Raw genomic sequence first — 21,753 nt, 5'->3', positions numbered from 1 at the left:
GCCGACTCATCCTGTAGGAGCTTTCGCACCCTAAACGAGAACCCGCCTGACAGCCGCTTAGGCAGGGTACTGCATCCAAGCCAATCACTTAATTCTTAGCATCCACGCAGACGAATACGACATCCGTACGTCCTCTGCGGGGTGCTTGAATGCCGTACCGAATTCTCATCATTGCCTGCAGGCTGCTGGTCTGCTGCCTGACCGGGGTGATGACCTGCGCCCAGGCATTGGCCGACGACCTGGCCAGCCAACAGTTGCGCGATCAGCAGCAAACGCTGCGGCAACTGGAACAGCAACAACGCCTTGAGCGCTGGCAACGGGAGCCTGCTGCGCAAGGTAATCAGCACAGCCAGAGTGCACAGACTACCGACAGCCACTGCTGGGCGGTGAGCGGCTTACGCCTGGCCGGCCATCGACACGTGTCGGGGACAGCACTGGAGGCGACCGTGGTGCCGCTGATGCAACCTTGCATGGGCATCGTCGATATCAACCGCGTGCTCAAGGCCATTACCCAGCGCTATGTCCAGGCCGGCTACCCGACCAGCCGCCCCTACTTGCGCCAGCACCCCGAAGATGACGCCCCGCTGGATATCGTCATCAGCGAAGGTTTTGTCGAGTCGATCGAGCTGGGCGCCGACCTGCCCCTTTCCTTGCGCGGTGCTTTTCCTGGCGTACTGGGGCAGCCGCTGTACCTCCCGGACCTGGAGCAAGGGCTCGACCAGCTGAACCGCCTGCGTGCCTACGACTTGAGTGCCGACTTGCTCCCCGGCGAACTGCAAGGCGGCACCCGCGTGCGCGTTCAGCCCCACAAAGTCGCCTCGCGCTGGCATCTGGACGGCCGCCTGGACAACCGCGGCAGTGAACTGACCGGCCGCCATCGCCTGAACCTCGGGGTCGGCCTGGACAGCCCGCTGGGCCTAAACGACGACCTGCGCCTGTGGCTGGCCAGCACCGTCTTCGATGCGCCGGGCACCAGCACGGGCATCACGGTGTACTACAGCATCCCCTACGGTCCGTGGACATTCGCCTTCAACGCCAGCCAACTGCGTTACAACGCCCCCATCCCGCACGGGCAACAGACCAGCAGTGGCCGCAGCCGCTTCCAGGGCGTGAGCGCCGAGCGTGTGCTGTGGCGCAATCAGCAGGGCATGCTCAGCGCCAGTGCCCGGGTGGACCGCAAGCAGATGGTCAACCGCACCGGCGGCGTTGTCGTCGACTTGCAGAGCCCTACCCTCACCAGCGTCGAGGCCGGCCTGCAGTGGCTCTGGCTCGAGAATGGGCTGTGGAACGGGTATGTGGGGGTCGCCCACGGCCTTGAGGGGCTGTCCAAGGACAACCCGGCCATGCGCAGCAACGGGCTGCGCAGCGATTTCGTCAAATACCGCGCCACCCTCCTGCACCTTCGCCAAGGCGCAGCGCCTCAGCCCTGGCGCTGGCAAAGCGAACTCGGGCTGCAGTACAGCCCCGACCCACTGCCCGCCGTCGAACAACTGCTGGCCACCGACGACTCGGCGGTACGCGGCTTCCGCCTGCACACCTACGCCGGCGCCACTGGCGCGGCCTGGCGCAACACCTTGAGCCGCCCGCTGAGCCCCGCCTGGGCGGCACCGTTGCAAGTGCGCCCCTACGTCGGCCTCGACCTTGGCTGGACCCAGCTCGCCAGCGACAGCCCCGTCCTGCGCCTGGCCGGTGCTGCGGCCGGCATCGAAGTGAGCCTGCCCGACAGTCGCCTGCGCCTCGATTATCAACGCGCCCTGTACACCAGCGACCGGCCCCGCACGCTTCTGGAGCCGGGCTTCTGGGTACTGGAGTGGCACCTGAACATCTGATTCACCCACAACAAAGAGAACGAGAACATGCAAACACTCTCGCAGCTGACGTCTACCCACCCCAATACCTTGCGTTGGGCCATTTTTCTCGCCCTGCTCGGCTCCAGCACCGCGCAAGCCTCGGGCGGCCTGGAAGCTGCCAGCGGCCCTGCAGGCACCCCACTCATCAACAACGGCCATGGCGTCCCGGTCATCGACATCGTTGCACCCAACGCTAGCGGCCTGTCGCACAACCAGTTCCTCGATTACAACGTCGGCAACCCCGGCGTAGTGCTGAACAACGCCACGCAGGCGGGCCAGTCGCAACTGGCCGGCGCCCTTGCGGCCAACCCGCAGTTCCAGGGCCAGGCCGCCTCGACCATCCTCAATGAGGTGATCAGCCGCAACGCTTCGCTGATCGAGGGGCCGCAGGAAATCTTCGGCCGCCCGGCCGACTACATCCTGGCCAACCCCAATGGCATCACCCTCAACGGCGGCAGCTTCATCAACACCACCCGCGCAGGCTTCGTGGTCGGCACCCCGGAATTCGAGGACCAGCAACTCAAATACCTCGACACCCTCAACGCCAGTGGCTCCCTGCAGGTACTCGACGACGGCCAGAGCAACAGCACCGGTGCCCTTGACCTGATCGCGCCGCGAATAGACAGCAAAGGCTTGCTCATGGCTGCCAATGAATTGAACGTCACGGTTGGCCGCAACCGCATCGATCACACCAGCGGGCAGGTGGTCGAACACCTGCCCGGCGAACAGGGCAGTGTCGATGCCACGCTGTTCGGTGCCATGCGTGCCGGGCGTATCCGTGTGCTGAGCACCGCTGAAGGCGCTGGGGTGCGCATGGGGCCGGCAAAGGTGCATGCCGGCGACGGTATCGACATCCATTCGGCCGGCGACCTGCACGTCAGCGGCAAGGCGGACAACCCCAGCGAACTGCACAGCGAACGGGGCGCATTGAATCTCAGCGCCGCGCATGACCTGACCCTGCGGGCTGTCGAAGGGCAGGCGCAACAGGTGGTGGTCAAGGCCGGCCAGAAACTCACCCTGGATGCCGACAGCCTGGCAAACACCGAACACGACCGCGAAAACTGGAAGAAGAAGTTTCTCTTCGTCACCCGCGAAACCTACAACCGCGAGCGCACCACCACCCAAAACCAGCAGCACGGCACGCAGTTGCACGGCCAAGACAGCGTAACGCTGCAATCGGGCGCTGACATGCGCCTGGTAGCCGCCGACGTGAAGGCGGGCGGCGAATTGAACGTCGACAGTGCCGGCAAACTGGACATCGTGGCAGGCATCGACAGCCAGCACATCAAAGAACAGGTACGTCACCGCAAAGACTTGTGGCGCGGTGACCGCGACACCGAGCAAACCCGGGAAACAGCCCAGGGCAGCACGTTGAATGCCGAGCGCATGGCCCTCACTGCGGCCGATACCCTCACGGTTCAAGGCAGCACGCTGCACAGCAACAGCGACATGCAGATCAAGGCGCGGCAAGTCGAGATCGGCACCACTGCATTGCAGAACAGCGGCACACAGCGCAACTACCGCGGCGACCTGGTCTCCGGGACTTTCTTCGGTGATCGCAAGGGTAATGACACGCAAGGGCAGACGGTGGTTGGCAGCAGTGTGACGGCAGACGGCAAGCTGAACATGACGGCTGACCAGGTCACCATCAAAGGTAGCAAGGTGCACGGCAAGGAAGATTCGGTGCTGTACAGCGAAAAGGGCCTGCTGGCGATCGAGGCCGACCACGGCAGCAGCACGTCGACTGACCATCAGAGCAACAGCAAACTGTTCGGCCTGATCGGCAGCGATCGCAAGGACACCACACGCAAGGACCAGGTACTGCTCAGCGACGTTTCGTCCAGCAGCAACCTGCGCCTGGCCAGCGCCGAGGAACTGCGCATCCACGGGGCAAAAATCGAAGCCGGCAAGCACCTGCAGGTGCAGGCCAAGGGCGACCTGACGATCGACAGCGCGCAGTCGCGCAGCGAAACACAAACCGATCAACAGCAACGCGGCTTCAGTGCCGGCGCCCGGCAGACCCAGGAGGCACAGGACGGCAAACCGCAATCACGCCAGTACGAAGCCAGCGTGGGCTACCAGGTCGCCAACACGACGGGCAAGGTCCAGGAAACAACGCAGGTCGCCAGCGAACTGAAAGGCGCTTCGGTCGATCTGCAAAGCGATGCCCACCTGCAGGTCAATGGCTCCAAGGTCGTGGCAAGCGCGGGCGACCTCACTGTGGCCGCCAAACAGGTCAGCCTTGGCGCAACCCGCAATGAACGCGAGTCCGTCAGCAACGACAGCCAGAGTGGAGGCAGCTTGAACGTGACAGGGGGTATCGATCGACTGGGCAGCGCTTTCGCAGGCCATCACTACACCCAAAGCCAGCTCGAACGCGACAGCACCGTCCAACGCAGCGAGTTGCAGGCCAGTGGGGACGTGAAGCTGGACGCCGAGCGTTTGCTTACCGAAGCCGCGCGCGTCGAAGCCGGCCAGCAACTGAACGTAACCGCCAAGCACATCGAGAACCGTGCCGTGCAAAATACCCTAGCGCGTGAAAGCGTCACCAATAACGGGGCAGGCAGCCTGGGCGCCAGCGTCGAATACCGTGACCTGACCCGCCCCATCGAACGGCTGGTGCTGGGCGAAGAGGCGGCGCGCTTCCAGCAGGGCTCGCCTGAAGACGCGATGGTGGCGCCAAGCGCCGGTGCCGACATGACCATAGACCACCTCAAGCGCCTGGAAAACCAACGCCGCGGCTTTGCCCAGGTGAGTGAGCTGTCGGGGGCTGCAGTCGAGGTCAAGGCCGATATCATCGATGACCAGGGCACCGCGTGGAAGGCCAACGCCGGCAAGCTCTTGATCGATGCCACGCAGCACCACCTGAGCGCCGCCGAAAACACCCAGGCCGATACCGTGCAGCGCCTGGCCTATGGCGGCGATGCCCGCGTAGACACCAGCACCGGCAACGATCTCAATGTACGCATTGCCGGTAAAGGCGGCTCGCTGGATAAACACGACCTGGCCAGTACCGCCGTGCCCGGCAGCCTCTATGGCCAACAGGGTATCCAGGTGCAGTTGGGCAGCGATGGCAAGTACGAGGGCACGCGCATCGACGGTGGCGACGGCGATGTGGTGATGCGTAGCGGCGGCACGCTGTCGTTACCGCAGGCCACTGACCGTAACAGCCAGGCCTCAAAGCAGCTTGACGGTAATGCCTGGGCCAAGGTCGGCAACCGCCCCGGCAGCACCGGCGTCGACACCCGTGGCTACCTGGATCACAACCAGCAGAACAGCGCGCAGACCAAGGCGCAGGTGGCGCAGATCGATGCCAAGGGCGCTGTGCATCTGAGCAGTGAGGCAGACCTTGTATTGGAAGGCACGCGTATCGGCAGCCGTGAAGCCAAGGTCGGCGATACCTTGCTGGAAAGTGGTGGCCGTTTGCAGATCACTGCGGCCAGCAATACCCAGCAGGCCAAGGGCGGCAGCCTGGGTGGCGGCCTGGAACTGGCAGTCAAGACTGGCGCGACCAAGGGTGGCGCTGTCGGCGGTCACTTCAACCATGGCAAGCAGAACGAAGACGCCAGCCAGGCCGTCAATGCCAGCTTCGAAAGCGCGGGCAAGCTCACCCTCAGCACCCGTGCCCGGGAGGACATTGCCTTGCACCTTGAGGGCCTGCAAGCCTCGGCCGAACAAATCGAGCTCAACGCCGCAGGCGGCGGCATGCTGATCGAAGCTTCGAGCGACCGCGAGCAACGCGACAACCTCGACATCACGGCCGGGGCCGGCTTCAACATGGCCAAGGGCGCTACCGATACCCTCGGCCTGCATGGCCGCGCCCAGGTAGCGCTGGACAAGCGTGACAACCACACGTGGAATGCCAGCCAACTGCGCGCCGAAAAAATCCAGTGGCAAAGCCGTGGCGACACGCGCATCGAAGGTGCCAGCCTGGAAGCCGGGCGCATTACCGGTGATGTTGGCGGCGACCTGCGTGTTGCCAGCCGCAAGGACCGCGTCGACAGCTTGAGCGTGAAAGGCGACCTGCGCCTGAGCCAGGAGAAGAACCCGCAGGGCTACACCAACGCCGCCAACGCGCTGGCTGGGCCGCTGAGTGACAAAATCGGCAAAAAAGCCGGCGCTGCCTTGAGCAAAGCCGATCCTGGTTTTTCCCCGACTTTGCGCCTGGAGGTCTCACACCAACAGCGCGACACCGTGACCAGGCAGGCCACGCTCAAGGGCAGTGAAGGGCTTGACCTCAAGGTCGGTGGCGATGCCCGCCTGGTGGGCGCCAGGCTGCAATCGGGCAAAGGCGCTGTCGAGCTGAACGCCAATGCCGTTACCCGTGAAACCCTGAATGGCAGCGACTACCGCCGCGATGTGTCGATCGATGCGTCCAACTCGCCGGTGGACCTGGGCACTGCGGTGGCCGAATTCACCAAGGGCAAGGGCGCTGCAGACGGGGAGAATGCGCTTGACCTGGGGCTATTGCGCACCAGCGGGCACAACCGCAGCGAGCAGTGGGTATCGAGCGTGCAAGGCAAGGCGCAGTAACCGTTGCCCGTCGACGCTTTCATGAACCCACCCATGACGTGGTGACTTGGCCGTTCCCACAGATAAACCTTACAAATCAATAAGTTAGCGATCTATCAATGGCCGCAACCTCACTCAAGTGATTACCACCTGATCAGCCGCTGCCCCGCTGTCGCCTCTGGCCCCAGCCATTGCGCACCGCGCAGCAGCGGCGTCAGGGCTGCATCGGGCTGCAGCGCGAGGGTGACCTGGGCCTGTCGCCCCAGCAGGTCCGCATCCACCTGCAACTGATGCTGCCCCTGCTGCGCCAACTGCCCCAGCACATGCCAACCACCTCGGCACTGCACCTCGAGCCATCCCTGCCCTAAGCCCAACGACCAGGGCTCACTCAGCGCCAGGTCCGTGACACTGATACGCCCCTCGGTAGCCTGGCATCGCCGCCCCGCACCATGCACCCGCAGCGTACCCTGCCATTGCCCAACCAGGCGATAGGCCGCAGGCACAGTCACCTGCGCCGCTGTGGGCTGAACGTCAAGGCGCCAACGCCAAGGCCAGCCTTCAACCCGCACCTGCCAGGCCTTCCCCTGAAAGCCCAATGCCCCTTGGCCCTGCAAACGCCAAGGCTGCACGGCCCACTGCAATGGCCCGAACGGCCCAAGCTGTGTCGCCTGCCCCTGCCACAAGCTGCCGCTCACTCCCGTTGCCGGCAGGCCGAACCCACGCACCAGCCAACTGGCCGGCAGCTCTACCAGCAAGGTCAGGACAAACACCCACAGCAGCCACGCCACGCCGCCCCGGCTCATGGCCGCAGCACCAGGTCAAAACGCAGGCCGTTGGGGGCTTGCTCCAACCCCCACTGCAACGGTTGCGCGCCCTCGCTCTGCAGCGAAACGACCCAGCCCAGCAGGGCCTGCTCATCGGCCACCTGCCCCTGCATGTGCCAGGTCTCACCCTGTGCGACCACCTCCTGCAACTCGATGCGCCGCGCTTGCGCCGACTGGTGCAGACGCTCCAAGCTCAGCGGCGCGCCCCCCTGCAAACCTGCCGCCGTCTGCGCCAACCCCCGCCATTGGCCAAGCGCGTGCCATTGCGCCAATCCTTCGCGTACAACCAGCACGCTCGACAGCAGCGCAATCAGCCCCCCGGCCAGTGCCAGGCGATGGCGCTGTACCCAGTCCCGGTTCATGTCGCCACCTCCAGGTCGAAAACCACACGGGTCGACGATGCATCCCCGTTCACTTGCACCTGTGCCCCAACAGCACTGGCCATCTCGCCCCAGGGCGGTGCGGCCCCCTCCCCCTCCACGCGCACATGCCAGCGCTGGCCGTCGAAGCGCACTGCTTGCAGGCGCCAGCCGGGATGCGCTTGCAACCAGGCCTGCAAGCGCCCCTGCAAGTCTGCCAACTGACGCACACGCAATTGCTGTTGCAGTTCGGCTTCGCGCAGGCGCTTGAGCGCCTGCGCCGCCTGCCGCGGCCCTGCCTGCTCGCCGGTCACGGCAAGCACCTGGGCTTGCCAGAGCTGCACCTGGCGCCATTGCTGGGCCAACCACAGGCCGCCCCAGGTGCAGGCCAGCAGCAGGCAGGCGGCAAGCAGCTGACGCTGCGCTCGCGAGGGGCCAACAAAGGTGCGAGGTCGTCGCTGCTCGAACAGGCCAGGCAGGCTGTCGAGCGGCGCCAACTCGTCGGGCCAGCGCCCCTCGAGCGGCACCCTGCGCAGTAGCGGCCAGGGTTCGACCCGCACATCGCCCAGCACATCAGGCCAGGCCAACCAGCGTTCGCCCGCGCCTTCGCTCAGCCCCTTCATCAAGCTGAACCCGCCCGGCTTCTGCCAACACCAGGCCACACCCGCCTCAGGAACAGGCAGCAATTGAAATTCGGCCCAGCAACACTCGACCGACCCCCCCCATTTCACACACTGCCCGCGCCAGCCCTCCAGATGCTGACGTGCCACGGTCAGTAGCCGCACCTGCCCGGCTTCACGGCCCAAACATCCACACACCACCTCATCCGCGCTCTGCAGCAAGCGGTCTTCAAGCAACAATGGCCATTCTTCACGCCTGAGCCCCGGCGGTGCGGGCAACTGGAAGTGGCTGCAGTGCTCGGCAGGCACGATCAACGCCACCCGCGCCTGCAGGTTCGCCGGGGGCTCGCCCTGCCCCTGGCGCTGCGCGATACCGCCCTCGACCAACAGCCAGTCCCAAGGGCTGCCTGGGCGCAACAACAGCCAAGGCCGGGCCGGCGAACGTCGACGCCAATCAACCTTCATGAACGCCCCCAGGGAATAACGAAAGTGCAGACATACGGTGCTCCATCACGCTGCAGCTCCAGGCGCACACCACGGCCGGGGTGCGCCGGTTGATCGGAAGGCCAGGGTTGCCAGCGGCCGCCCTGGTGATACAAAACGTTCACCTTGCTCACCCCTTCAAGTTGCTCGCGCAACACCCAGCGCGCAGCAGTCGCGGCATACAGGTCGGCCGAACTCTCCAGCAACACACGCTGCTCGCGCGCCTCGAAGCGCAAGCGCTGGCGCTGTAGGCGCGACCCGCCTTCAACTTCAGGCAGGCCGGTGGCAGCCACCCACAGCAGTTGGCCGTTCGCGGGTTGCCAATCGAACCAGCGGCTGGCCAAGGGCAGACGCTGTTCGTACACCCGGCGCAGCACCGGGCTGTCGAGGCGCCGCTCCAGCGCCAGGCAAAAATCCAGCACCGAGGTTTGCTGGCTGCTCACCTGCAACCGCTCACGCACCTTCAGCCAGCCGTTGACCAATGCCGCCAGCATGATGCCGAGCAGCGCGGTCAGGGCCAGCGCGACCATCAGTTCGATCAGGGTAAGGCCTGCCTGATGCCGCTTCATGGGCGCTCCAGAAAAACACTGAATTGGCCAAGCGGCAGCCGCTGGTCGCGGTCGCCGAACACCTGCAGTTCGCCCCGGCGCAGGTCACGCACGCCGGTGCGGCGCAATTGCATCTGCCAATGGCACAGCTGGCCGCCCTGGCTCAGTTGGCCGCCCACCTGGTTGCTGGTCGGCCAGTACTGTTCGACGACGAAACGGGCTTGCAGCTCGCGCGCGCACAGCAGGCCAAGGCGGTGCTGCTGCAGGTTGTCCTGCACCGCCAGGCGCTGGCGCAGGACCTGGCTGGTGATCACCGCCAGCACGGCGGCAATCGCCAGGGCCACGGTCACTTCCAGCAGAGTGAAACCGCGCTGCTGGTGCTTCATGGCAGTGGCGCCAGCTGTAGCTTGCCATCGCGGCGCCAGGCCCATTGCTGGCTGCCTTTGGCCCAGTGCCAGCGCACCGAGCCCGGCTGAGCCCAGCCTTGCGGCGTGAACAGAAGATGCGGCTGCGCGCTGGCGGGCCAGTCCGGGCGCAGGCCCTTGGGCCAGTCGCCGAGCGCGACGGTCTCGACCACCCAGGCGTCGCCCTCGCGGCGGACAAACTCCGGCCGCTGGCCAGTCCAGCGCAACCCGCGCAACTGCCCGGCATGGCGGGCCAGGGCCGCCTGGGTCCGGGTTTCGGCCGCCAGGCGTTGCAGGGCTTGGTCGACATTCGTCTTGCCGCTGTCGAGCCAGGCCACGGCCAGGCTGGTCATCAACCCGGCGATGGCCAGCACCACCAGCAATTCGATCAGGCTGAAGCCTTGTTCACGGCGCACCCTTACAGCGCCCAGTTACCCAGGTCGGCATCCTGCCCTTCGCCGCCAGGCACACCATCGGCACCCAGCGAATAGACATCAACGCGCCCATGCTCGCCAGGCATGCGGTACTGGTACGGCGTCCCCCATGGGTCCTGCGGCAGGCGGCGCACATAGCCATCGCTGCGCCAGGCACGCGGCAGCGGCGCCTGCTCGGGCTTTTTCACCAGCGCAGCCAAGCCTTGCTCGTTACTGGGAAAACGCAGGTTATCCAGCCGGTACATGTCCAGCGCCTGTTCGAGTGTGGCCAGGTCTGCCATGACCTTCTGCCGCATGGCCTTGTCCTGGTTGCCCAGCACACTGGGTGCGACCACGGCGATCAACAGGCCGATGATGAAGATCACCACCATGATCTCCATGAGGGTGAAGCCACGCTGACGGTTACGACGATGCTGCATGGAAGTACTCCTTGTGTTCACAATTGCAGGCCCTGGTTGAGTTGCATGATCGGCAGCAGCACCGCCAGCACGATGAACAGCACCACGGCGCCCATCACCAGAATCATCAGCGGTTCGAAAAGCGCCATGGCGGTGTCCACCTGGCGGGCGAAACCGCGCTCCTGGTCGTCTGCCACCCGTTCCAGCATGTCGGCCAGGGTGCCGCTGGCCTCGCCGCTGCCGACCATGTTCACCAGCAACGGCGGAAACTGTTGGCAGGCATCCAGCGCGCGGTGCAGGCTGGTGCCGCCCTGCACCTGCTGGCGCACCTGCTCCATGGCCAGGCGGATGCGCCGGTTGGAAACTGTCTCGGTGGCCACCTGCAGGGCTTCGAGCAGGGCCACGCCGCTGCTGCTGAGAATCGCCAGGCTACGTGCCAGCCGCGCGCTTTCCAGCACCTGCAACAGGCCGCCCACACGCGGCAGGCGCAACAGCAACTCATCACGGCGCAGGCACCAGTGCGGCTTGCGCAGCAGCCAGCCACCGAGCAGCGTCAGCAGCATCGCCAGGCCCAACAACCAGGGCCCGGCGTGCACCAGCCCCTGGCTCAAGCCGATCAGCAAGGCGGTTATCAACGGCAGGCTCTGCCCCGCGTGGGCAAACTGCTCGGTGAGCTTGGGCACGACGAAGGTCATCAGGCCGATCACCACGGCAAGCGACACCCCCATCAGCACACAGGGGTAGATCAATGCAGTACGCGCCTTGTGCTGCTGGCGTTGCACCTGCTCCAGGTGATCGGCCAGGCGCGTGAGCACCTGGGCCAGGCGCCCGGAGCGCTCACCGGCCTCGACCAGCGCACAGTACAGGCCGCTGAACGGCGCCCCCTGGCGGGCCAGGCTGCGCGCCAGCCCCAGGCCTTCAGCGAGCGAACCGCGCAAGGCCACCAGCACGCTGTGCAAGGCAGGCTGGCGCAATTGCCGCTCGAGGGTGGCCAGGGCGTCGACCAAGGGGATGCCCGCGCCCGTCAAGGTCGCCAGCTGGCGGGTCAGTTCGCACAGTTGCGCACGGCTCAGGCGCTGGTGGCGGGGTTGGCGCTCGCCTGCCTCGTGGCGCTGCAACTGGCGGGCGAACAGGCCCTGGTCACGCAACAGCTGGCGCGCATGGCGCTCGCTGTCGGCCTGCAGGCTGGCCTTGTGGGTCTTGCCGGCCAGGTCGACGGCTTGATAACGATAGGTCGGCATGGCTCAGCCCTGCACCACGCGCAGCACTTCGGCCAGGCTGGTCTCGCCACGCGCCAGGCAATCGCTGGCCATGGCTACCAGGCTGCGCCGACGGTCGGCCAGGTAATCCTGCATGGCTTGCTCACTGGCGCCGTCGTACAGCAGCGCGATCAGGCCGGCGTCCAGCTCGATGAACTCGTACAGGCCCAGGCGCCCGACATAGCCACTGCCCTGGCACTGCTCGCAACCGACGGCGTGGTAACTGCTGCCCAGCGCACATAGCTCGGGCCACAAGTCACGTTCGGCGGTTTGCAGCGGCTGCGCCACCGCACACTGGCACAGCCGCCGCACCAGGCGCTGCGCCAGCACACCGCGCAGGCACGACGCGATCAGAAAGGGTTCGATGCCCATGTCACGCAGGCGGGTCACCGCCCCCACCGCACTGTTGGTGTGCAGGGTCGAGAGCACCAGGTGGCCGGTGAGGCTGGCTTGCACGGCAATCTGCGCGGTTTCCTGGTCACGGATTTCGCCGAGCATGATCACATCCGGGTCCTGGCGCAGGATGGCGCGCAGGCCACTGGCAAAGGTCAGCCCGGCGCGTGGGTTGATGGCCGTCTGGCCGATGCCGGCGATGGCGTACTCCACCGGGTCTTCGACGGTGAGGATGTTGCGGCTGCCATCGTTGAGGCTGTTGAGGCTGGCGTACAGCGTGGTGGTCTTGCCCGAACCGGTGGGGCCGGTGGACAGCACGATGCCATTGGGCCGCGCCAGGCAACTGCGCAGGCCGTGCAGCACGGCGGCCGGCATGCCCAGGTTGTCCAGCGCCAGCAGGCTGGCCTGCTTGTCGAGCACACGCATCACCACCCGTTCACCGTGAATGCCCGGCAGCGTCGAGACCCGCACATCGACCTCGCGCCCTGCCGCCCGCAAGGTGATGCGGCCATCCTGGGGTTGGCGTTTCTCGGCGATGTCCAGCCGCGCCATGACCTTGATGCGTGACACCAGCATCGCCGACAGCGCCCGCGGCGGGCGCAGCACCTCGCGCAGGTGGCCGTCGACCCGCAGGCGCACCACCAGGCTCTGTTCGAAGGTCTCGATATGGATATCCGAGGCACGCAGGCGCAAGGCCTGGCCGAACAGCCCGTTTATCAGGCGGATCACCGGCGCCTCGTCATCGCTTTCGAGCAAGTCCTCGATACGCGGCATCTCGCTCATCAGGCTGTCCAGGTCGACCTGGTCGCCGATACCTTCGATCAGCGCTGCGGTGGCCGCATCGCCGCCCTGATACAGCTGTGCCAGTTGTTCGTCGAATGCTGCGGGCTCCAGGTAGGCCAGCGCACTGGGCTGGCCATGCACCCGCAGCAGCTCCTGCAACACCTCGCTGTCGGCGTCGCGGCGCAGCCACAATTGCCAGCCGCCTTGCGCGGGGGTCATGGCCAGGCCTGCCTGGCGTGCCAGCCGATAGGGCAGCATCACCAGTTACCGCCGTCCAGGCGCGCCCGGCTGGCGGGGAACACCTGCAGCAGCGGCGTGGCGCCTTCAGCACCGGCAAGGTCCGGCAGCTGCAGCGGGGTGGTCTGCTGCAGGGTGCGGTACTTGCCTTCGCTGAGCCCGGCCAGGCTCGGCCCATCGCGCAGGATGCGCGGGCGAATGAAGACCATCAGGTTCTGTTTGGTGTTCTTGCTGGCGTCGGAGCGGAACAGGCGGCCCAGGTAGGGGATGTCACCCAGCAGCGGTACGCGCTGGTTGCTGGTACTCAGCTCGTCGCTGATCAGGCCGCCCAGAATCACCAGGCCGTTGTCTTCGACCATGACCTTGGTCTTGATCTCACGCTTGTTGGTGATCACATCACTGGCAGCGCTGGAGTCGGCAATCGACGAGACCTCCTGGACGATGTCCAGGCGCACGCTGTTGTCGATGTTGATCTGCGGTTTGATCCGCAGCTTGACCCCGACCTCCTTGCGCTCGATGGTCTGGTAGGGGTTGGCGTTGTTCTGCGTCACCGAGCCGGTGACGAAGGGCACTTCCTGGCCAACCAGGATCGACGCCTCGGCGTTGTCCAGGGTCAGCAAGGTTGGCGTGGACAGCAAGTTGAAGCCGCTCTTGCCCTTGAGCGCATTGACCAGCATGGCGAAGTTGAAACCGCCGCCGAAGTGGCCGATGCCGGCAGTGGCCCCGGCGGTGGCAGACAACAGCTTGCCCAGTGCCTCGGTGTCTTCGCCGGCGGCAGCACCGGCGATGTTGGCGATGTTCACCCCGTTGCTGCCGAAGTTGACGATACCGGCACCGAACTTCTCGTCGGCGAACAGCCACTGCACACCCAGCTCCTGGGCACTGCTGTCGGACACCTCGGCGATGATCGCCTCGACCACCACCTGGGCACGGCGGATATCCAGCTGCTCGACGATGGCACGGTAGGCGGCCAGCTCGCTGTCGGGGCCGACCATGACTACAGCGTTGGTGCCCTCTTCGTATTCCAGGCGAATGCCCGAGCCACCGGGGGCGGCCATCACCGGCCGGTCCTTGGCTTCGCCCTCGGCCACGCCTTCTGCCGGCGCCATGCCTTCCTGGCTGAGCCCGCGCAGCACCTTGACCACTTCACTGGCCGTGGCGTGCCGCAGGTAGATGACTTGGGTACTGCTGCTGCCCGCCGTCTCGCTGGGGCGGTCGAGCTGACGCAGCAGGCTGGCGATGCGTTCGAGGTTGCTGCGCCAGTCGGTGACGACCAACTGGTGCGCCGCCGGGTACGGGGTGATCACCCCAACCCGTGGGTCGATCAATGGCTTGAGTATGCCAAGCACCTGCTCGGTAGCGGCGTTGCGCACATTGAATACCCGGGTAGCCACGCTGTCGCTGCCTTCGCCCTGCTGCCCGGCAGGCTCCACCGGCACCGGCTCCAGGCGCGCCGCCTGGTCGGGGACGATCTTCACGCTGCCATTGGGCAGGTCGACGGTGGCGTAGCCCTGGGCGCGCAGTTGGGCGAGGAAGATGTCATAGATGGCATCGGCGTCGTGCAGGTCGACGGTGCGCACGGTGACCTTGCCCTTGACCCGCGGGTCGACGATGAACGTGGTACCGGTGATGCGCGACACGCTGTCGATGAATTCACCCAGCTCGGTGTCGACGAAGTTCACCTCGTACATCGGCGTGCCGTCGTCATCGAACACCGGCTCCTCGGCGCTCGCAACCGGCAGGCCCACGGACAAGGCCAGGCTCAGTGCAGCCGCCATGCAGTATTTAACAGGCATCGTTCATCCTTGCCGCTTGAGGCCGGCCACGGCGGGGCGTGGCGGCCAGGGCAGGCGTTCACGCCGCCCTTGGTTATTGAAAATCAGGCCATCGCTGTCGATGTCCTGCAGCACGATCCCCGGTGCCAGGCGCTGGCCGCGGGCCAGGGTGCGCACCTGTTGTTCGTAGCGCAGCACCACCACGCTGGCCGACAACGGCTGGGCCTTGAGGCCACCGAGGTAGTGCAAGGGCAAACGGGTGATGACGATCGCGCCGTCGTCGACGGGTGCCTGCCAGTGGCCGACCATCAACCCCGGCAGTTGCGTCTCGGTGGCCGGCGAGCGGCTGGCCGGTTGTGGCTGGCGGCCCAGTTGCAACACGCACTGTGCAGCGAGCCAGCCGGCCAGGGTCAGGCAGCCACCAGTGATCAGCCGCGAAGCGAAGCTCACGAAGCCATCTGCCGGGGGTGCCAGCCTGGGTGGCCCTGCACATAGCGCACTTCGGGCCATTGCAGCGCTGTCAGTTGCCAGTCAGGCGCCTGCCGTGCCAGCCAGGCCTCTACCCGCTGCCAGAGCGGCTCGCCGGCCTGCGACGCGAACTGCAGGCCAAACGTGCGGCACAACCCCTCGCTCGGCTGCAGGCCGCTGATGCGTTTGCCCTGGGGGCTGTAGCTGACTTGCCAGGCCTGGCCCTGCCAGCGCGGCAGGTCCTGGCTGTTGTCCAGCAGCAACGGGTCGCCAAACAGCTGTTCCGCGGCATTTTCCAGCACTTGCTCGACCTGCCGGGCCGGAGCCTCGACCACCGGGGCCGGGTAACCGCCGGTCAGGCTGATCAGGTGCTCACGGGTAATCGCTGTACCTGCCGCCAACGGGCAGTCGTAACGCAGGCCCGGCAGCAACACCGGCAGGCTGCCGTCATCGGCCAAAGCCTGATGCAGCAGGCGGTCCCAGCTGCCGCCACGGGTGTCGCGCCGCCACAGCGCCTGGGGCGCGCGGGCCAGCGGTTGATCGAGCCACGCCGCGTGGCCGGCGCGCTGTTGGTTCAACTGCGCCTGCAATTGCCCGGCACGCACCTGCGCTGCCGGTGAAAGCGTCTGTTCGAACGTCGGGAAGAAGCGCCCCTCGAACTGCCATTGCCCCGCCACCTGCTGGCAGCGCAAGCGAAACGCACCGCTGCCCCGGCAGCCGGCGAACAGCACCGGCACGCGGCGACCGCTGGCCTGGGTGGCCTGCACCGGTGTTGGCCACAGGTCCTGGCCACGCGCGCACAGCAACAGGTCGATGGCCGGCAGCCGTTCAGCCAGCCACAGCCCCGGCCCGGTACCGACATCGGCCAGGGCCACCACCAGGTCGGCCTCGCGCCGGGCCTGTTGGAAAACCGGCAGCAAGGCCTGATACCACTGTTTGAGGGAGGCTTTCTGGTCTTGCGCGTAAGGGTCGGTGACACCGACCACGGCAATGCGCGCGCCGCCCCGTTCGAACAGCTGCAGGGGTTCGAGCCCAAGGGCCTGGCGTTGTTCGTCAGCGAGCCCGGCGCCAAGCGTAGTGGCAGACGCCTGGCGGTAGAGTGCTGCGCTGCGTTGTGGCCAGAGCACGCGCTCGTCACTGCTGACCCGCGCTTCGCTGCCCAGCAGTTGGCTGCCTTGCACGCCACTTTCACCCTGGGTCAGGTAGGCCAGGCCGCTGCCATTCCAGCCTTGGCCGTTCTCCAGGGTCAGGCTGTTGCCTGCACCGGCCTCGCCACGCAGTTGCTCCAGCAATGCGCCGAGTACGGCATAGCCACCCAGGTTCGCCTCGTCGGCCCGGCCGGCATCGAGCAGTGGCGCCAGCTGCGGAAACGCGATGCTGGCGCTGGCACCGGTCATCCACGGCGCACGCCCGAGGTGGCTGACCGGCCCCAGGCGCGTCGCCGGGACCACAGCCCGGCCGGGTTGGCGGGCATCGAGGGTGTCGGCGACATAGAGCAAGTCCAGGCGGGCATTGCCACCGCGCGGCCCCGGCAAGGCGGAACAGGCGCCGAGCAACGGTGCCAAGGCACCGACACCCATCCAACTGATCACTTCGCGCCTGTTAACACTGCTTGCCATCGAACCCGCCATCCTTATCCACGTTCACGTTGGGCCCGGATGTTGCGGCGTTCGCATGACAGTTTGATGGCAGAAATCCGACAGCAATTCCAAATTGATCTGTCGGACACATATCTAAGAACCGACAGTTTTAAGCAGTCGTTAACATTTCTGCCAAGGAATCATCACACTTGCGCTCTAAAGTCGCGGTTTCCTTCAACTCAGCCAAACATAAGGACACCCTGATGAGTCGAGATACCGGCGACAACCTGGACCGGAACCACAGCGGCAATATGCCGATGGCCAACGTCATGGACGCCTACCTCAGCCGCCGCAGCATCATGCGTGGCAGCCTGGGCGCCGCCATCGCCATGATCGCCGGTACCGGCCTGACAGGCTGCTTCGACGGTGGTGGTTCCGATCACGATGATCCTGTCACCGAGCCACCGGTGACGGAGCCACCTGTTACCGAACCGGAAGTCCCGAAATTGGCACTGGGCTTCCAGTCCATCCCAGGTTCGCGCACCGATGCCTGTGTCGTCGCCGCAGGCTACAGCGCCTACGTGCTGGCGCCCTGGGGCACTCCGCTGAACAGCAATGCCAGCCCGTGGAAGTCCGATGGCAGCAACACCTCGGCCGACCAGGCCAATGCCATGGGCATGCACCACGACGGCATGCACTTCTTCCCGATCAATGGCAGTTCCGAAGACGGCCTGCTGGCGATCAACTTCGAGTACATCGATGCTGCCGCCTTGCACCCGGCTGGCCCCACCCTAGATGCCAACGGCAAGCGCCCGGCCGAAGAGATCCGCAAAGAGATCAACGCCCACGGCGCTGGCGTGGTGCGCCTGCAGAAGGTCAGCGGGCGCTGGCAGGTGGTCGACAACGACCCGCTGAACCGCCGCTTCACCACCGCCTCGCGCATGGAAATCACTGGCCCGCTGCGCGGCACCGACCACGTCAAGACCAAGTACTCCAGCGCCGGCACCCACTGCCGCGGCACCAACAACAACTGCGGCAACGGCTACACCCCATGGGGCACCTACCTGACCTGTGAAGAGAACTGGCCGGGCATCTTCGTCAACAAGGGCACCCGCCCCGAAGACCAGCGCCGCATCGGCGTGGGCACCTCCAGCGGCCAGTACAAATGGGAAAGCGCTGCCGGTGACAGCACCGAAGTGGCCGACGAATTCACCCGTTTCGACGTCACCGTCAAAGGCGCCAGCGCCACCGACGACTACCGCAACGAAGCCAGCACCTACGGCTACATCGTCGAAATCGACCCGTACAACAGCGCCACCCTGGCGACTAAGCGGACGGCGCTGGGGCGCTTCCGTCACGAAGGCTGCTGCCCGGGCCTGCCGGTGGCCGGCAAGCCGCTGGTGTGGTACATGGGCGACGACTCGAACAACGAGTACCTGTACAAGTTCGTCTCCACCGCCGTGTGGGACGCCGCCGACGCAAGCCCAGCCGACCGCCTGGCCACCGGGGCCAAGTACATGGACCAGGGCAAGCTCTACGTGGCCCGCTTCAATGCCGACGGCACAGGCGTGTGGCTGCTGCTCGACGTGGCCACTGCCACCACCGGCGGCAGCACCCTTGGCGCGCTGTACGGTGACCTGCCGGGTATCATCCTCAACACTCGCGGTGCGGGCGATGCCGTGGGCGCGACCCCGATGGACCGCCCGGAATGGACCACAGTCAACCCGCTCAATGGCGATGTCTACCTGACCCTGACCAACAACAGCGCGCGCACCCCGGAAAAAGTCGACGCCGCCAACCCGCGTGGCCCGAACCGTCACGGCCACATCATCCGCTGGCACGACAGCGACGATCAGCTGAGCTTCACCTGGGACATTTTCGTGTTTGGCGCCAACGCTGCCGGCACCGCCGACATCAACCGCTCCGGGCTGACCGAGCTGAACCAGTTCGCCAGCCCCGATGGCATGAGTTTCGATAGCCGGGGCGTGTTGTGGTTCGAGACCGACAACGGTGAGAGCACCCTGACCGATTACACTAACGACCAGTTGCTGGCGGTGATCCCGACGGACCTGGTGGATGCCACGGGCAAACAGGTGCCAGTCAACGCGCAGAACCAGGTGGACCTGCGGCGTTTCTTCGTTGGGCCGAACGGCTGCGAGGTGACGGGGATTGCCTTCAGCCCGGACAACAAATCGATGTTCGTGAACATCCAGCATCCGGAGAACTGGCCGTATACCGACAAGGCTACCGATGCTACCCCGGCGGGGGCTACGGTAAGGCCGCGGGCTTCGACCGTGGTGATTCAGCGTGATGATGGCGGGGAGATCGGCACCGCCTGACCAGGCGCCGGGCAGTCAGCCTCGCGCTGGCTGTACCGGCCTCTTCGCGGGGCAAGCCCGCGAAGAGGCCGGCGAGGTTTACCAGAGTGTCGGCTCACGACTCTTCACCCGCACCTGCTGCGCCGGCACCCGCGCATGCCACTGCACCACCCCCAGCGCCTCGACCTGAAACGCGCTGCGCATCACCCGCCCCTCTTCCTCGAACGACAGCTGCAACACAAAGTGCCCACTGTTGAGCAGCAACCCTTCGCTCAACCGTTCGAACGTCTCGTCATCCACCGCCCCCAACGCCTGGCGCAGCGCCGCCGCATCCACATAGCCTGACGCCGGCCGGCCACTGACGATGCGGCTGAGCAGCGAACGCGGATACCGCCCCTCATACAGGGCATCGAGCAACGGCAGATGCTCCAACCCCAGGGCATTGGCGTTCAAGCGCCAGCCCGTGGTCTGCGGCAGGGCGCACAGCATCGGGTAGCGGCGCTGGCGCGTGGCGTCCGGCTCCAGCAGCAGGTTCAGCTCGCTGGTGTCGAGCATCGCTTGATTGGCCGCCAGGCGTGGGGGTTGCTGGCGCAGGTACTGGGCACTCTCGGCCCCCTGCAAACGCGCATCGCTGTCACTGTCGAGCCAGTCGGCCAGGCCGTCGACCAGGCGCTCGGCCGCCATGTCATCGCCCAGCAGGCGGCGCAACTGGCGCTCGGCACGTTCACCGTCGGCACCGAGCAAAGCGTTGACGTTGAAGCAGGCGTGCTGGTCGCGTACCCGTAATTGCGCCTGGCCTGCGCCAAAGTCGTAGTTCAGCGGCTGCCCACGCAACGCCTGCCAGAACAACGGGCTAAGCCGCCAGGCCGGGTCGCGCAGCGCCTGCTCGGCATAGGCCAGGCCGGCCTGTTCCATCGCCCGCACCTGCACCCGCTGGTGCAACAGGCGCACTTCATCGACCTGGCGCCGGCCATCCTCCACCAGCCAGGCCATACCTGCCGCGAGCATCGCCAACACCACCATTACCATCAGCAGGGCCGCGCCCTGCTGTCGTCTGCCGCCCATCCGCGTGCGCCTCTCATGGCCCGTAAAAGCGCCAGTCAACACGCCAGTTGTTGCAGGTAGATGGCAATGGCGCTTTCCGTCATGTTCGCGTCATCTACGCGAGGCAGGATTACCCTTCCTTTTCATGGCCTTACAGGAGTGGTCGCAATGGGTGGCATTGGCATCTGGCAACTGGTGATCGTACTGATGATCGTATTCCTGCTGTTTGGTACCAAGCGCCTCAAGGGCTTGGGCAGCGATGTTGGCGAGGCCATACAAGGGTTTCGCAAGTCCATGGGCGGTGACAACGAAGCCAACCCATCCGGCCCGGCTCAGGTGCAGCAGCAGGCACCGCTGGCCGGCCAGGCTACGGCGCAGTCGCAAACGGACCGTCAGGCCTGATGTTCGAGGTAGGCTTCAGCGAGTTGCTGCTGGTTGGCATCGTCGCACTGCTGGTGCTCGGGCCCGAGCGGCTGCCGGTTGCGGCACGTACGCTCGGGCGCGGCCTGGGCCAGGCACGCAGGGCCATGCAGGGCCTGCGGGCACAGATGGAACGGGAGATCGAGTTGCCCAACTTCGACAGCGAGCCCCTGCAGCGCCTTGAACAGGAAATGCGCCAGGGCATCAGCCTTGCCGCACAACCGGCCAATGACCCGGCAACCGTCCCTGTGCCCAGGGAGAATGCCTCATGAGCCTCGCCGTGGACCCTGCGGCAGCGATGCCGCTGACCGAACACCTGCGCGAGCTGCGCAAGCGCCTGGTGCGCTGCCTGGCAGTGGTCGCGCTGGTGTTCGCCGCGCTGTTCCCCTTCGCCCAGCCCCTCTACACGCTGATCTCCGAACCGCTGCGTCGCTTCCTGCCGGAGGGCGCCAGCATGATCGCGACCAGTGTCACCTCACCCTTTCTGACCCCTTTCAAGCTAACCGCAATGTGCGCGCTGTTCGTCGCCATGCCGCTGTTGCTGCACCAGGCGTGGGGGTTTCTGGCGCCGGGCCTGTACCGCCGCGAACGGCGCATTGCCCTGCCGCTGCTGGTGTCGAGCATTTTGCTGTTCTATGCCGGCATGGCGTTTGCGTTCTTTCTGGTGTTCCCGATGATGTTCGGCTTTTTCGCCAGCGTGACGCCCGATGGCGTGGCGATGATGACCGACATCAGCCAGTACCTGGACTTCATCATGGCGCTGTTCCTGGCGTTCGGGCTGGCCTTCGAGATCCCGGTGGCAACCTTCATCGTGGTCTGGGTGGGGCTGGCGGATGTGGCAACGCTCAGGCGCAGCAGGCCCTACGTGATTGTCGGCTGTTTTGTGGTGGGGATGATTCTGACGCCGCCGGACGTGTTTTCGCAGACCCTGCTGGCGGTGCCGATGTGGGTGCTGTTCGAGGTGGGGTTGTTGGCGTGCGGGGCATTGCACAAGCCCGCTGCCCACCCCTGAGCGAGGCGCTGATGCCCCGCGGCCCCGGAGTC

General features: G+C 65.9%; 19 protein-coding genes. 6 read left to right on the top strand and 13 right to left on the bottom strand.

Going from position 1 to position 21,753, the window contains the following annotated elements:
* Positions 1-149 precede the first annotated feature (149 nt).
* Both LJX93_RS05190 and LJX93_RS05185 read left to right on the top strand, forming a co-directional pair.
* The gene (locus LJX93_RS05190) at positions 150-1,829 is read left to right on the top strand and encodes a ShlB/FhaC/HecB family hemolysin secretion/activation protein (RefSeq protein ID WP_227696812.1); all 1,680 of its coding nucleotides are present in this window, start codon (positions 150-152) and stop codon (positions 1,827-1,829) included.
* 27 nt (positions 1,830-1,856) lie between these two features.
* Positions 1,857-6,383: a hemagglutinin repeat-containing protein gene (locus LJX93_RS05185; protein ID WP_227696811.1), complete on the top strand. Its 4,527-nt coding sequence runs from the start codon at positions 1,857-1,859 to the stop codon at positions 6,381-6,383.
* Between the two features lie 122 nt (positions 6,384-6,505).
* Here LJX93_RS05185 and LJX93_RS05180 read toward each other — a convergent pair whose 3' ends face one another.
* The 12 genes from LJX93_RS05180 to LJX93_RS05125 are packed head-to-tail and all read right to left on the bottom strand — an operon-like array spanning position 6,506 to position 16,966.
* The gene (locus LJX93_RS05180) at positions 6,506-7,165 is read right to left on the bottom strand and encodes a type II secretion system protein N (RefSeq protein WP_227696810.1); all 660 of its coding nucleotides are present in this window, start codon (positions 7,163-7,165) and stop codon (positions 6,506-6,508) included.
* Positions 7,162-7,548 (bottom strand): type II secretion system protein GspM, encoded by a 387-nt coding sequence (gspM, locus tag LJX93_RS05175; RefSeq protein ID WP_095064071.1) that lies wholly within the window; start codon positions 7,546-7,548, stop codon positions 7,162-7,164. The genes LJX93_RS05180 and gspM overlap by 4 nt, the downstream gene beginning before the upstream one ends.
* A complete protein-coding gene (locus LJX93_RS05170; RefSeq protein ID WP_227696809.1) occupies positions 7,545-8,630 on the bottom strand; it encodes a GspL/Epsl periplasmic domain-containing protein in 1,086 nt (361 codons plus the stop codon). Before LJX93_RS05170 ends, gspM begins: the two co-directional genes overlap by 4 nt.
* Positions 8,627-9,217, bottom strand: a complete 591-nt coding sequence (locus tag LJX93_RS05165; RefSeq protein ID WP_033700980.1) for a type II secretion system protein — start codon at positions 9,215-9,217, stop codon at positions 8,627-8,629. Before LJX93_RS05165 ends, LJX93_RS05170 begins: the two co-directional genes overlap by 4 nt.
* Complete coding sequence (locus LJX93_RS05160) at positions 9,214-9,582, bottom strand: type II secretion system protein GspI (protein WP_033700981.1); 369 nt, start codon at positions 9,580-9,582, stop codon at positions 9,214-9,216. Before LJX93_RS05160 ends, LJX93_RS05165 begins: the two co-directional genes overlap by 4 nt.
* A complete protein-coding gene (gene gspH, locus LJX93_RS05155) occupies positions 9,579-10,016 on the bottom strand; it encodes a type II secretion system minor pseudopilin GspH (protein ID WP_033700982.1) in 438 nt (145 codons plus the stop codon). The genes LJX93_RS05160 and gspH overlap by 4 nt, the downstream gene beginning before the upstream one ends.
* A gap of 2 nt (positions 10,017-10,018) precedes the next feature.
* On the bottom strand, positions 10,019-10,453 hold the full coding sequence (gspG, locus tag LJX93_RS05150) for a type II secretion system major pseudopilin GspG (RefSeq protein ID WP_033700983.1): 435 nt from the start codon (positions 10,451-10,453) through the stop codon (positions 10,019-10,021).
* Between the two features lie 17 nt (positions 10,454-10,470).
* Positions 10,471-11,673, bottom strand: coding sequence for a type II secretion system inner membrane protein GspF (gene gspF, locus LJX93_RS05145; RefSeq protein ID WP_227696808.1), 1,203 nt, complete (start codon positions 11,671-11,673; stop codon positions 10,471-10,473).
* 3 nt (positions 11,674-11,676) lie between these two features.
* On the bottom strand, positions 11,677-13,125 hold the full coding sequence (locus LJX93_RS05140; RefSeq protein WP_033700986.1) for a GspE/PulE family protein: 1,449 nt from the start codon (positions 13,123-13,125) through the stop codon (positions 11,677-11,679).
* On the bottom strand, positions 13,125-14,882 hold the full coding sequence (gene gspD, locus LJX93_RS05135) for a type II secretion system secretin GspD (protein WP_033700988.1): 1,758 nt from the start codon (positions 14,880-14,882) through the stop codon (positions 13,125-13,127). Before gspD ends, LJX93_RS05140 begins: the two co-directional genes overlap by 1 nt.
* 21 nt (positions 14,883-14,903) lie before the next feature.
* Positions 14,904-15,329: a pilus assembly protein PilZ gene (locus tag LJX93_RS05130; RefSeq protein WP_227696807.1), complete on the bottom strand. Its 426-nt coding sequence runs from the start codon at positions 15,327-15,329 to the stop codon at positions 14,904-14,906.
* Entirely contained in the window at positions 15,326-16,966 is a 1,641-nt protein-coding gene (locus tag LJX93_RS05125) for a lipoprotein UxpA (RefSeq protein ID WP_033700990.1), read from the bottom strand. The genes LJX93_RS05130 and LJX93_RS05125 overlap by 4 nt, the downstream gene beginning before the upstream one ends.
* Before the next feature lie 224 nt (positions 16,967-17,190).
* On the opposite strand from LJX93_RS05125, the gene LJX93_RS05120 reads away from it, so the two are divergent.
* Positions 17,191-19,266 carry a PhoX family protein gene (locus LJX93_RS05120; RefSeq protein WP_033700991.1) on the top strand — a complete coding sequence of 692 codons (2,076 nt, stop codon included), beginning with the start codon at positions 17,191-17,193 and terminating at the stop codon, positions 19,264-19,266.
* 78 nt (positions 19,267-19,344) lie between these two features.
* Here the strand turns inward: LJX93_RS05120 and gspK are convergent, their stop codons facing one another.
* Positions 19,345-20,310 (bottom strand): type II secretion system minor pseudopilin GspK, encoded by a 966-nt coding sequence (gspK, locus tag LJX93_RS05115; RefSeq protein ID WP_227696806.1) that lies wholly within the window; start codon positions 20,308-20,310, stop codon positions 19,345-19,347.
* A 147-nt stretch (positions 20,311-20,457) separates the two neighbouring features.
* Here gspK and tatA point away from each other — a divergent pair, with 147 nt between their 5' ends.
* The 3 genes from tatA to tatC are packed head-to-tail and all read left to right on the top strand — an operon-like array spanning position 20,458 to position 21,721.
* Positions 20,458-20,691 (top strand): twin-arginine translocase TatA/TatE family subunit, encoded by a 234-nt coding sequence (gene tatA, locus LJX93_RS05110; protein ID WP_033700993.1) that lies wholly within the window; start codon positions 20,458-20,460, stop codon positions 20,689-20,691.
* Positions 20,691-20,981 carry a Sec-independent protein translocase protein TatB gene (gene tatB / locus LJX93_RS05105; protein WP_033700994.1) on the top strand — a complete coding sequence of 97 codons (291 nt, stop codon included), beginning with the start codon at positions 20,691-20,693 and terminating at the stop codon, positions 20,979-20,981. The genes tatA and tatB overlap by 1 nt, the downstream gene beginning before the upstream one ends.
* Positions 20,978-21,721 (top strand): twin-arginine translocase subunit TatC, encoded by a 744-nt coding sequence (tatC, locus tag LJX93_RS05100; protein WP_227696805.1) that lies wholly within the window; start codon positions 20,978-20,980, stop codon positions 21,719-21,721. The genes tatB and tatC overlap by 4 nt, the downstream gene beginning before the upstream one ends.
* Positions 21,722-21,753: the final 32 nt, after the last annotated feature.

This window comes from Pseudomonas sp. HN2-3 (genome assembly GCF_020691745.1).
Lineage (GTDB): Bacteria > Pseudomonadota > Gammaproteobacteria > Pseudomonadales > Pseudomonadaceae > Aquipseudomonas > Aquipseudomonas capeferrum.
The sequence above is the reverse complement of the archived record's forward strand: the minus strand, read 5'-3'. Positions and strand labels throughout refer to the sequence as shown.